Origin of the sequence: Salmonella sp. SAL04213, from assembly GCF_046550535.1 — a bacterium.
Lineage (GTDB): Bacteria > Pseudomonadota > Gammaproteobacteria > Enterobacterales > Enterobacteriaceae > Salmonella > Salmonella enterica.
On the sequence record NZ_JBGDXS010000011.1, the window covers coordinates 88840 to 100476 of the forward strand.

The 11637-nt window shown below is 50.0% G+C and carries 10 protein-coding genes and 1 pseudogene; 5 read left to right on the forward strand and 6 right to left on the reverse strand.

What is annotated here, in order from left to right; translation table 11 throughout:
* Window positions 1-45: 45 nt before the first annotated feature.
* Both fucO and rhaM read left to right on the forward strand, forming a co-directional pair.
* On the forward strand, window positions 46-1194 hold the full coding sequence (fucO, locus tag ACLJPQ_RS20040; protein ID WP_000009248.1) for a lactaldehyde reductase: 1149 nt from the start codon (window positions 46-48) through the stop codon (window positions 1192-1194).
* Window positions 1191-1505: an L-rhamnose mutarotase gene (gene rhaM / locus ACLJPQ_RS20045; protein WP_000619478.1), complete on the forward strand. Its 315-nt coding sequence runs from the start codon at window positions 1191-1193 to the stop codon at window positions 1503-1505. The genes fucO and rhaM overlap by 4 nt, the downstream gene beginning before the upstream one ends.
* 88 nt (window positions 1506-1593) lie before the next feature.
* Here the strand turns inward: rhaM and ACLJPQ_RS20050 are convergent, their stop codons facing one another.
* Entirely contained in the window at window positions 1594-2142 is a 549-nt protein-coding gene (locus ACLJPQ_RS20050; RefSeq protein WP_001517951.1) for a helix-turn-helix domain-containing protein, read from the reverse strand.
* 100 nt (window positions 2143-2242) lie between these two features.
* On the opposite strand from ACLJPQ_RS20050, the gene ACLJPQ_RS20055 reads away from it, so the two are divergent.
* Both ACLJPQ_RS20055 and ACLJPQ_RS20060 read left to right on the forward strand, forming a co-directional pair.
* Window positions 2243-2902, forward strand: a complete 660-nt coding sequence (locus tag ACLJPQ_RS20055) for an AzlC family ABC transporter permease (protein ID WP_000683586.1) — start codon at window positions 2243-2245, stop codon at window positions 2900-2902.
* Window positions 2902-3225: an AzlD domain-containing protein gene (locus tag ACLJPQ_RS20060; protein ID WP_000527677.1), complete on the forward strand. Its 324-nt coding sequence runs from the start codon at window positions 2902-2904 to the stop codon at window positions 3223-3225. The genes ACLJPQ_RS20055 and ACLJPQ_RS20060 overlap by 1 nt, the downstream gene beginning before the upstream one ends.
* Window positions 3226-3579: 354 nt before the next feature.
* Here the strand turns inward: ACLJPQ_RS20060 and ACLJPQ_RS20065 are convergent, their stop codons facing one another.
* From ACLJPQ_RS20065 to ACLJPQ_RS20080, 4 genes are all read right to left on the reverse strand, one after another.
* Window positions 3580-4680 (reverse strand): YiiG family protein, encoded by a 1101-nt coding sequence (locus ACLJPQ_RS20065; RefSeq protein WP_001651170.1) that lies wholly within the window; start codon window positions 4678-4680, stop codon window positions 3580-3582.
* Window positions 4681-5264: 584 nt separating this feature from the next.
* Window positions 5265-7574 carry a hypothetical protein gene (locus tag ACLJPQ_RS20070; protein ID WP_080185076.1) on the reverse strand — a complete coding sequence of 770 codons (2310 nt, stop codon included), beginning with the start codon at window positions 7572-7574 and terminating at the stop codon, window positions 5265-5267.
* 2 nt (window positions 7575-7576) lie between these two features.
* Window positions 7577-9412: an ATP-binding protein gene (locus tag ACLJPQ_RS20075; RefSeq protein ID WP_043856157.1), complete on the reverse strand. Its 1836-nt coding sequence runs from the start codon at window positions 9410-9412 to the stop codon at window positions 7577-7579.
* 658 nt (window positions 9413-10070) lie between these two features.
* Window positions 10071-10337: a DUF3829 domain-containing protein gene (locus ACLJPQ_RS20080; RefSeq protein WP_000815832.1), complete on the reverse strand. Its 267-nt coding sequence runs from the start codon at window positions 10335-10337 to the stop codon at window positions 10071-10073.
* Window positions 10338-10533: 196 nt separating this feature from the next.
* Between ACLJPQ_RS20080 and ACLJPQ_RS20085 the strand changes: the two are divergent.
* Window positions 10534-11562 (forward strand): annotated as a pseudogene (locus ACLJPQ_RS20085) (YiiG family protein); the annotation flags it as partial.
* 15 nt (window positions 11563-11577) lie between these two features.
* On the opposite strand, the gene ACLJPQ_RS20090 reads toward ACLJPQ_RS20085, so the two are convergent.
* Entirely contained in the window at window positions 11578-11634 is a 57-nt protein-coding gene (locus ACLJPQ_RS20090; RefSeq protein WP_003032489.1) for an IS1 family transposase, read from the reverse strand.
* Between the last annotated feature and the right edge of the window lie 3 nt (window positions 11635-11637).

Sequence of the window (11637 nt, forward strand, 5' to 3'; positions counted from 1 at the left end):
CGTAGCGCCATCGGGCAACAGGGAATTTTTTTAAGGAGAATAGTGATGAGCTTTATGTTGGCACTGCCAAAAATTAGCCTGCATGGCGCTGGAGCGATTGCCGATATGGTGAACCTCGTGGCGAATAAGCAATGGGGCAAAGCGCTGATCGTTACCGATGGTCAACTGGTAAAGCTGGGCCTGCTGGATAGCCTGTTTAGCGCACTGGATGAACATCAAATGTCTTACCACCTGTTTGATGAGGTGTTCCCAAACCCGACAGAAGAGCTGGTGCAGAAAGGTTTTGCGGCGTATCAGAGCGCAGAATGTGACTACATTATCGCCTTCGGCGGCGGCAGCCCGATCGATACCGCAAAAGCGGTGAAAATTCTGACCGCCAACCCAGGTCCATCTACCGCCTACTCCGGCGTCGGCAAAGTGAAAAACGCCGGCGTACCGCTGGTAGCGATTAATACTACGGCAGGTACCGCGGCAGAGATGACCAGCAACGCGGTGATTATCGACTCTGCCCGTAAGGTCAAAGAGGTGATCATCGACCCGAATATCATCCCGGATATTGCCGTGGATGACGCCAGCGTTATGCTGGAAATCCCCGCTTCTGTGACCGCCGCAACCGGCATGGATGCCCTGACCCATGCGGTGGAAGCCTATGTCTCCGTTGGCGCGCATCCGCTCACCGACGCTAACGCGCTGGAAGCGATTCGCTTAATCAATTTGTGGCTACCGAAAGCGGTTGACGATGGCCATAACCTCGAAGCCCGTGAGCAAATGGCATTCGGCCAGTACCTGGCGGGTATGGCGTTCAACAGCGCCGGTTTGGGGCTGGTTCACGCGCTGGCGCACCAGCCGGGCGCAACCCACAATCTGCCGCACGGCGTCTGCAACGCTATCCTGCTGCCAATTGTCGAGAACTTTAACCGTCCGAACGCCGTCGCGCGTTTTGCCCGCATCGCACAGGCGATGGGCGTGGAGACGCGCGGTATGTCTGACGAAGCCGCAAGTCAGGAAGCGATTAACGCTATCCGTACGCTGAGCAAACGCGTCGGCATTCCAGAAGGTTTCAGCAAGCTGGGCGTCACAAAAGAAGATATCGAAGGCTGGCTGGATAAAGCCCTCGCCGACCCGTGCGCGCCGTGTAACCCGCGCACCGCCAGCCGCGATGAAGTTCGCGAGCTGTACCTGGAGGCGTTATGATCCGCAAAGCCTTTGTGATGCAGGTAAATGCCGACGCGCACGAGGAGTATCAGCGTCGTCATAACCCAATCTGGCCGGAGCTGGAAGCCGTATTAAAATCTCACGGCGCGCATCACTACGCGATTTATCTCGATCAGGAGCGCAATCTGCTGTTCGCCACCGTTGAGATTGAATCCGAGGAGCGCTGGAATGCCGTTGCCAGCACCGACGTTTGCCAGCGTTGGTGGAAACATATGCGTGACGTTATGCCCGCGAATCCGGATAACAGCCCGGTCAGCGCAGAGCTAAAAGAGGTGTTCTATCTGCAGTAAGTCGTGTGCCCGGTGGCGCAAGCTTACCGGGCCTACGGTTTTATTTTTTGTCGGCCGGATAAGGCGGTTACGCCGCCATCCGGCAATTTCAATTCTGCTCCGCTACCAGGATAGCCTGAGTATCCGGTTCCAGCGCTTTAAAGATATGCGCCTGGTCGCCGGGATAACAAATGTAATCGCCCTCCGCCAGCTCTTCCGGCGCCTCGGTTAAGCCGACGAGGGCTTTTCCCTGCGTAACAATAATATGTTCCACCGACCCCGGCGGATGCGGATGAGAGATCCGGTCGGCCCCCGGCTGCGTCAACAGCAGATAGATATCACGCCGCGCGCCGGGCGGACACGCCGCCAGTAATATCGCCTGATAATGCGCCTGCTCCGCCACCACTTTGGTGCCTTCTCCGCGGCGAATCACCTGCGTTTTTTGTACCTGCGGCTCCAGCAGCCTGGCAAAGGGAATGTCGAGCGCGACGCATAGCGACCATAACGTCTCCAGGCTGGGGTTGCCGTTCCCTGCTTCCAGTTGTGAAAGCGTAGATTTAGCGATGCCTGCGCGCCGCGCAATCTCCGCCAGCGACAGTCCGGTTCGCTGGCGTTCGCGTACCAGGCTTCTGGCAATGACGCTAATAGGTTGTGTCATAAAGCATCCAACGTTCACTATAACGAACGAAATGTTCGTCTTGTAAAGCAAATCTGTTCCGTTCATTATAATGAAAATTCGTTCGATATGACTAAAGAAGATGAAACACTATTTTTCCTGTCTCAAGGGAGACACGATAAAAGCGATATTTTTAGTGTGCCTGGCCGTGGGCGTCGTCGGCATGTCCTATGGCTCACTGGCGATGGCCTACGGTTTCCCACTGTGGGTGCCGTTTGTCCTCTCTATTTTTGTGCTGGCGGGCGCGTCCGAATTTATGTTTATCGGCATTGTTGCCAGCGGCGGCAATCCGTTAGCGGCGGCGGCGGCAGGACTACTGGTGAATGCGCGCCACGTGCCGTTTGGCGTAACGGTGCGCGATTTGGTTGGCACCCGCGCCGCCAGCTTTTTCGGCTGCCATATTATGAATGATGAGAGCGTGGTGTTCGGCCTGTCGCAAAAAACACCCGAACAACGTAAAGCCGCCTACTGGCTATGCGGTCTGGGCGTCGCCCTATTCTGGCCGATTGGCACACTGATTGGCGCTGGTGTCGGCAAACTGCTCCCGGCCCCAGAAACCATCGGTCTGGATGCCGTATTCCCGGCAATCTTACTGGCGCTGGTGATCCCGGCGTTTAAAAACCGCACCACATTGATTCGTGGTTGCAGCGGCGCCGCGCTGTCGCTTGCCGCCGTTCCCTTTGTGGCTGCCGGATTGCCGGTGTTGCTTTCGCTGCTTGGCCTACTGGCGAGGAAAAAATAATGGGCAATATGACACTATTTATTATCGGTATTGCTCTTTTATCTGCGGGAACCTATTTGATGCGCCTCGGCGGCGCGAAACTTGGCAGCCGTCTGGCGCTGTCTGAGCGTTCACAGGCGCTGCTCTCGGATGCGGCAACGGTGCTGCTATTCTCCGTCGCGCTGGCGACCACCTTTTACGAAGGCGAACATTTTGCCGGAATGGCGCGCGTTCTTGGGGTTGGCTTCGCCGTATTTTTAGCCTGGCGTAAAATGCCGCTTATTGTGGTGATTATCGCCGCTGCAGTGGTGACCGCGTTATTACGAATGGCGGGTATTAATTAACGTCTTACAGAACAGTTGGACGTGACACCCTATAAGTGATGAAGGCTGGGCCGCCCTATGCTGAAGTGGCTCAGAATTTTCGCACCAGGGGGATAAATGCTTTCCATATAAATGCCGATCCTCAATGACACTACCAGTACCTTCCAGCGTGACGTCAACATCTTGTGATAGCTTCAGATTACTGGTTTTTCTAATAACTCTCTTTAGTTAATGTTTACGTCAGCTATTTTTACAGATATTGCCTGATGAAGAATACATGAACGAAAAAAGCGCCTGATCGGCGCTTTTTATTGGCGTTATAGCGTAATTTTATAGGCACTTGCGCCAGCCTGTGCGCAGTTAATGTGCCGTCACTCAACGCAGGCGGTTATAATCATCCACCATCTCGTTATAACTTCTCAACGACGCCGGATAAGAATCCGCAACCATCCATCCTGTTGCAGGGTCCTGCACCCGTTTCTTTTCAAAATCAGAATACTCAACATTGTCTCTGATGCGACGAATATATTTTTTAGCTTGTAGCTGATAATCAGCCGCAGAGCTGATGAAAGAAGAATTACGGCCATCAGTATTCACTTCTTTCAATTGCGCAATCATTGTTTCCAGTTCCGCGACTTTTTTCATCATCGCTTCGGCATCAAAGGTATCGGCAGAAATAACCTTGTTGATCTGCTTTGCCGAGATCATGACAGCCAGAGAATAATAGTTAAATGTTTTACCTTCCGCTTCTTCTATTCTCTTCAACTGTGTCAATTGCCGCCTGTCATTTATCTCCTGAATAGCCTCATGATATTTTTCCGAGACGGGTTTAAAATCCTCGATATTCTTCAGTAATGTCTGATGCAGCGCCTTACCTTTAGCAAAGGCATCATCTTTATAGTTTTCCTGGGTATAATATTTTTCCATTTCGTTAATGGTATTACCCAGCGCGGCGGCGCTATCAATATAGCTAACGGCAACGCCATCAATAGGCTCAAGTAATGGCGTTAAGGCGGCCACCTGTTTCATCTCTTTCTGGCAATTCGTTATGTAAGACTCCGTAATACCATAAATGCCATAAACCAGGCTCTCTTTCCCTGTCGGACCTTTTTTAAAGTCTTTCACCCAATCCGCGTAACGCGCCAGACTGCGCTGAACGGGCAATTGAAGTTTATTAAAACAATCGATATAGACATCCATTTTTTCACTATAAACTTCTTCAGCGTCAACCTCCGGCTGAGCTGGCGTTTCTGGCTTCGCCGCCGGGGGCTGAGTTGCCGTTTCTGGCTTCGCTGCTGAGGGCTGCGCTGGACTTTCGTCAGATTGCGTTTCCGGCGTCTGAGAAGGCGCTGGCGTCGCAGGCTGACTGCTGGCGGCCGGCGTCGCCTCGGTTTTAACATTATTGTCATCACATCCTGTTGCGCCCAGGGTCATTAGCGCAATGATTATCGCTGAGGATAATAAATTCCTTTTCATTTAATTGCCTTTTGTATATTTACGTTGGGGTTCTCTTATTTTAACGAACACATTGATATTGATAATGTTAATTATAATGAAATATGCATTAAGTATTTTTCGTGTTGAATAAATCACATACCTATTTTCTTCATTAAAATGAATCTGTAAATTTCAATAATGTTATTTATAGGTTACTCTAATGAAAGAGAATTTGTTATCACCAATCTGGCCGGATCTCAAAAAATGCCTAGAACTAAAACGGGTCTATTTACAGTAAGACTTGCCGAGACCCAACTCTCGCCCAGCGCCTACGGTGGCGGATGTTGAATGTTGGGTTTCGCTTCGCGTCACCCTGTCTACAAAGTCCGCAATATCCATATGTTGTAAAACGATCTCGCAAGCCTTAAAGCTGCGCTCCATCAGGTACTGAGTTTGTCATCACAACAGACAGCGGGAGCATTTCCCGCTGTCTCAGATGATTGACAAGCCTTGCCTGAGTTTTGCCGGATGGCGGCGCTTGCGCCTTATCCGGCCTACAAACAACGCTAATTTCAACAAATTCCACTATTTCTGACAGTATTCGGGGAATATAGCCCCGCAGGTTACATCCCGTACCGTTCAGCAATGGCGCGGTGTTTCTCTTCATTTACGCCTGCGGCCTGCGCCAGCCGCCACCAGCATAGCGGATGCTCCCAGTCGGCGGTCAAACGCGTCAGCGTTTTATCGATATCCGCCTTCGTTACCGACTGCGGCGCGCTGATAACAAAGTAAAATCCAGGGAGGGGAGTCGCATCGTCGCCCTGATGGCTATCGGTTAAGGTGTAATCATCCGGGCTACTGCTCCAGTAATACCACCCCAGCTCCCTGATAGCCTCGCGAAAAGCGTTGTACTGCGCTTCTTCCGGCATGACGCCGTCGCAAAACCAGGATTCGCCGTACTCCGTTGGGATCACCGTTTTCAGGCTGGCATACAAAGGCGTGAAGTTCTTCCGCTCTTCTTCGTCTTCCGGCGGCGTATTCAGCCGCTCAGCGTCAAAGACTACGATTTCACCGACATGCTGCGGGTAATCAGTACGATAAGTGGGTTCGACTACTCTTGCCGTCACCGGCCCAATGCGCTGGGCGAAATAGTATCGGTATTCGTAATCTTCGCGGAAACGCAGGTTTATTAGCCCCCAGTTTTCATCAATAAAACCTTCGCCTTCGGTGAGTTCAATCTCCAGCTCCGCCGCAAGCCTGCGCACGATATCCCATTTCTGCAAAATGCTGGCCGCCGCCATCATATCCCACTGGGTGTTGCGGGGATCTTCTTCGCGCCGTGTGAGCAGTGCCAGTAGCTGCTGTAAATATTCCAGTTGCCTGTCGTAGGCTTCCTGTTTTTGCGCCGCCCACGCGCACATCCGGTAAGCGCCAATCCACTCGCCGCCAATTTTAGTTTGCAGCAGTTTTTGCCCTGTCGTTTCCAGCTGCGCCCAGTCTTCCTGCGAGCCGAGAACCCGCGCACGGAACCACAGCGCCATATGCTCCTGCCCGGATGCGTCATACTGCCGGGCCAGTTGTTCAATCTCCTCCAGTTCGTCTTTCGCCAACAGCAGGTCCAGCAGATCAAAAGGAAGGCCGTTGTCCTCTTGCAGATGGTTTTCAACATAATGACGCAAAAGCGCGATCGACTCGTCCCGCGCGTAACAGGCGTTCAGCGCATTGACCAGTCGGCCAAGTAACTCCGCATCCTCAGGTGACTGCATAAAGGCGCGGCGGAACTCTTCAACATCTTTTTCTGGATCGGCCTCTGCGTCTTCCGCCGTATTTTCAGTTTGTGGCATAACGGGGCGCGCCGACAGTTCTGCTTCTTTGGCGGCAATTTTCTCGCTGAGTTCCAGATACTCCCGGTCAACGCCCAACAGGGCGCGCAGTTTTGGCATATGCCGCTGGGCAAGTTTAAACGCCTGCTTCGCGACCCAGACGGATTCACGATCCAGCGCCAGGTTAATCTGCATTTTCGCCAGATCCACCAGTTTACGGTGCGCCCCCACCTTAGAATAGTGTTCCAGCATGTGCTGGAAAATTCTCGCCAGCCGCCAGTGGTTACGTTCCGGATAACGGGGAAGCAACACAATCAAAATATCCAGCCACAGATCCCAGGAGTAAGGCGTAAGGTCCGACCAGGCGGGTAACGCTTCCCAGACCTCCTCGTCCTGCCCGCCGCTCAGCGCCATGATGTACAGCTTTTTCAGCGGATAACCGATGCGATCGCGCCCCCAATAGTCATTTTCAGCGATCAAATGTTCAACCAGCTCACGCGCCTCTTCATAGCGTTGCAGCGCGATCAGGATATCGACTCGCGTCGAGAGCAATGCCTCAACGTATTCCTCTCCCGAATCCTTCACCGCCGCAATCTGTTTATCCAAATATGCTAACGCTTCTTCGTGCCGATGGGTGTCCATCAGGGCGCTGGCATATTCCGTGGACAAACACTGAAAACAGTTCCAGGTGGGGTCGATGCGCGCAATCGTCTCTTCGCAGACCGCCATTCGCTCTGCCGCCCAGCCAGGGCCATCTATGTTTTCATAGCAGGCGGATAAATCCTGGGTGACGCAGATGGATTGCGGACAATCTTTCGCTTCTTCCCGGTGCGCTTTTTCAAACAGGGCGACAACGTCAGGCAGGACCTTTTCGCCTTCGCTATAATTCGTCAGGCGGTGACGCATCTCCCAGTGCCCGATAAATATCTCCAGCCACGGATTTTTGGCGACCTGATTCAGGGCTTTCATTTCTGGCAACAGCGCATCACACTTTTCCAATTGTAAATTTAGCGCGCCTTCAGAAAAGTCATCAATTATCTGGGGAATATATCCCTGCCCGGCATCCCGCAACTCTTTACTGTAGTTGTTGTACCACTCCCATGTATCCATTCTTACATTCCTTGCTTAATTAATGAGGGGATAATCTGCGTGAAATCTTCCAGTGCCTGATGCAAATCCCATTGCTGTTCTTTATTCCCATTACTACATAAAATAACCTTCAGGGATTTTAATAACCGCAGCGCCGCCACCGGTTGCTGATGATTCTGCAATGCCGTAACTAATTGTTTGACGCAGGCATTATTCAAATTGAGATATAAGCTGGAGGTTTTGGTTTGTTTAATCTGCGAAGTAAACTGGCGCGCCAGCATTAATGCGGCGGTACTCATTCGCTTGTCCGCATCGTCCTGTTCAAGGATTTGTTTTAATTCGGCTTCACGATCGAGGGTCACCACCAGCGGCAAAACATCCGGGTCAAAGCGGGAGATAATTAATTGCTCGCCGTCGCATAAATGCGCTTCCAGATAATCGACCTGTTCCGCCGGTAAATCGGCGAGCGTAAAGAGTTGCTCGTTGCCGCTTTGCGTGCCGACTTCAATAATCCGGCAATGGTATAACAGCGCCCAGCGTCGTAAAAACGGGACCACAGCATAGCGATCGCCTCTGGCGACGGGCCGTTGCAGAATATGGAATAGCATCTCTTCAAAGCCGCCATCAGCGCCCAACAAAATATGGATGCTGTTATTAATGCGGAGTTCCTTCGCCAGCACCGCGCCTTTCGACGTGGGCACCTGCAACCGATCCTTCAGCAGATCAAAAAGACGATCATCACACAGCGCCGCGCCCAGCAGCGCTTCGTTATGACGCATTAAAACGCGTCGCCATATCTCCGGCTGGTTTTGCGCGAGATCCGACAAACCGGTAATCAGCGCTTCTTTCAATGCCTCCTGTACCGCAACCCAGGTTTCGTCCCGCTGCAAATCTTCCCGGCTTGCCGTCGGCGTGAGTTTCGACGATTCAATCACGCCGCCAATAAACCCCGCCCACGGCGGCAGGAGTTCACGCGCTTCGTCATCAAGCAGCATTCCGCGTAAAAAGAGGGATAGATTACGGTTGTCGCTGGTGCCGTAAGTCGCGCCGTCCTGAATCCACAGAATGCCCACGGCATCGCTGCCCCCCTGCGGAACCACCGGCAGGGTGCAGATAGGTTCGAAGGACGATTCGAACTGCGCCGCGAACGCGAGGTTTTTACGCTGGACCAACGCACGGTGCATCGTCACGCCTTCCGGCGTCGATTCGCGCCAGGGCGGCTGGAGTTTATTTACCGGTTCGGTCGCATCGCCGACAAAAACTGGCTCATGCAACAAAATGCAGTACCTTGAGAGTACGCGATTAAGCAAATTATTACTGGCAAGATGGCTGTATTCTTCTTTCAGCGTCAGGATCACCTGGGTTCCCGGCGCGACGGCGTCAGAAGGCGTAACGGTATAGCGCTGCCCATCAACAGAGTGATATTTCCAGCCCTGGTCCGGCGTTTGCCAGGACGTGGTCAGCACGGTGACATCTTTCGCCAGCACAAACGCCGACAAAAAGCCCAGCCCGAACATGCCGATTAACCCTGTGTCATCATCCTGCTGGCGCAGCATCCGGGTATAGCCCACCCCGACGGTCGCCAGAAAACCATGAATTTCGCTTTCCGTCAGGCCCGCGCCGGTGTCAGATATCGTTATAGTCGATTTTGCCACATCCGCCACAACGCGGATGTGGTTATCCTGCGGGGCATCGGGCTGTTCGATTCGTCTGCGGACAATCGCATCGTGCCCGTTCTGCACCAGCTCCCTTATCGCAACAACGGGCGTTGAATAAAGATGCTTACTGAGAACTTCTATTAATCCATTTAAATTGACTTCAGTAGAAAAAGAACTGTCGGATAGCTGCAATGCACTCATTTTTCAACACTCATAATCCATCACCTGCTGTTGAAAAGTTTTATTTTTACAGTCGGTGCGTAATTTTCGGTTTAACACGCAATCATCGCATCCAGCTCATATTCATTATTGATACGATGATTGTTTCTTGGCTATACATTTCATCCTTCAAGCTGCCTCTGCGTTGGCTGCGCTCATTCACCCCAGTCACGTACTTATGTACGCTCCAGGGGATTCATTCCCTTGCTGCCTTGATGCAACTTGAATGATTTCGTGTATATGTAAAAATCGGACAAATAATTAATGTTACCGTCATGATGCTAAAGCATCATGACGAGGCGCAATGAGTATATACATAATCGGGAATAGTTACGATATTAACGATTGTATTAATAATGTAAAAATTATTGTAACTTATTCAACATAATTATATTTTCAAAAAAAATAAACAATATAAATCACATGAATATCATTAACAAATTTCAATAAAAAATAAAATCGTACATTAACCAAGCCGTGCGGAAATGCTGACATTGCCAAAATAACCAAATAATATTTAATGTTTTTTAGTCGCTGGTACATTCCGTTCTATTTACGAGGTTAACGGACCATCAGACGTTTATCACGTTGCTTAAGTAATTCTACCCAATAAAAACACTTTACCTGAAAGTTTAATCATTCAGTTCATTAAATTAAACCTTGTCACTAAATCATTATAACCTCTGATTACCTTATCAAAAGAACCCTCAGCCCATGCCGGATTCTCTTTATCGCTGTCGGTCAAAGGGATGTGATCTCGTTCACGACGAACTCGCGTTTTTACAGCCAGCACATATTTGTCTGCAGCCTCAAGAAATTGCTCGTGCTGAAAAGAACCACTTTTGGTGTCATTTTGTTTGGCTTTCAGTTGCGCAACATGCTCATTCAACGCCTGTACTTGCTTCATCGCGTCATCCACATTAAATCCGTCATTTTGCAAAAGCTGATTGGTTTTCTTATTTTAACGAACACATTGATATTGATAATGTTAATTATAATGAAATATGGATTAAGTATTTTTTGTGTTGAATAAATCACATACCTGTTTTTTTTCATTAAAATGAATCTGTAAATTTCAATGATATTATTTATAGGTTATTCTAATGAAAAAGGATTTGTTATCATCAATTATTATCGCTATGCTGATGACTGCCGGGCTAAGCGCTTGTGATGAAAAAAAAGCGGACGAACAACCTGTAGCTCAGAGTGCGGATTCATCAGCGAGCAATACACAATCCACATCAGCGGAAAGCGCAGATGCGAACGATGTTCTTAACCAAAAGCTGAATGTTTACATTGATTGTTATAATAATCTCCAGGCAGATATTTACCGTGCTGTAAATCGTTATGCTAACACATTCGACGATTTCCGTACCGGTCCTACCGGTAAGGAAGACGATCCCTCTCCGCTGGTTCCTGTGTATCCTGCATTTATCCAGGACTGCCGGAAAGACATCAAGGCGGCGGCTGAATTAAAGCCGGCGTTTGCCTCTCTGGATAGTGCTGCTCTGGCATTTATTAATGCGGCTGGGCCACTCGCTGAAACAATCAATAGTATGAATAAATACTATGATCAAGATAACTTCAAGGATGATGCCTTTGCTGGCGCTAAAGCGTTCCATAAAACGTTTATAAAACAGTTCGATGAGTTTGATCCCATTGCGAAAAAATATATCGCCGAGATTACCATTATGAGTGGGCAGCATGCGGCTAATGAAATTAAGGCGACCGAGAAGAAAGAAGGTAAATCCATTAAGTACTATACGCTTTTGACGATGCAGGAAGCCGAGACGCTTAATGATGCTGTAGCTGATGATTCTTTTGATGTGGCGGCAGTAAGCAAACAGCTCGCTGATTTTGAAGAGCATACTCAGAAGCTAAACGAGAAGATCAACGTTGATATAGATAAACATCGTAGCTTCCCTGGTTTTATTTCTGAGCTGGAAAAATTCCAGGGCAAGGTGAAAAAACGCATTCGGCGCGTGCGCGATAACGTGGCGTATACCTCGCATGAGCAGGACTACCTCAATAGCGGCAGCGGCGATATGGTAGATGGTTCTTATGAGGCTGTGGTTAAAGCTTATAACGAGCTCATCGATACCTATAATGGCTATCATCTTGAGCGTGAGTTCGGTAATGACTCCAACTTATTGATAGTGTTTTATGTTCAGATAATGCCCGATGACTTTGTCATGCAGCTCCACCGA

What these genes read in the sequence shown, in the direction of transcription:
- rhaM (WP_000619478.1), top strand. Translation starts at nt 1,191, where the DNA reads ATGATCCGCAAAGCCTTTGTGATGCAGGTAAATGCCGACGCGCACGAG.
- ACLJPQ_RS20065 (WP_001651170.1), bottom strand. Translation starts at nt 4,680, where the DNA reads ATGAAAAGGAATTTATTATCCTCAGCGATAATCATTGCGCTAATGACC.
- ACLJPQ_RS20075 (WP_043856157.1), bottom strand. Translation starts at nt 9,412, where the DNA reads ATGAGTGCATTGCAGCTATCCGACAGTTCTTTTTCTACTGAAGTCAAT.
- ACLJPQ_RS20070 (WP_080185076.1), bottom strand. Translation starts at nt 7,574, where the DNA reads ATGGATACATGGGAGTGGTACAACAACTACAGTAAAGAGTTGCGGGAT.
- ACLJPQ_RS20060 (WP_000527677.1), top strand. Translation starts at nt 2,902, where the DNA reads ATGGGCAATATGACACTATTTATTATCGGTATTGCTCTTTTATCTGCG.
- ACLJPQ_RS20055 (WP_000683586.1), top strand. Translation starts at nt 2,243, where the DNA reads ATGAAACACTATTTTTCCTGTCTCAAGGGAGACACGATAAAAGCGATA.
- ACLJPQ_RS20080 (WP_000815832.1), bottom strand. Translation starts at nt 10,337, where the DNA reads ATGAAGCAAGTACAGGCGTTGAATGAGCATGTTGCGCAACTGAAAGCC.
- fucO (WP_000009248.1), top strand. Translation starts at nt 46, where the DNA reads ATGAGCTTTATGTTGGCACTGCCAAAAATTAGCCTGCATGGCGCTGGA.
- ACLJPQ_RS20050 (WP_001517951.1), bottom strand. Translation starts at nt 2,142, where the DNA reads ATGACACAACCTATTAGCGTCATTGCCAGAAGCCTGGTACGCGAACGC.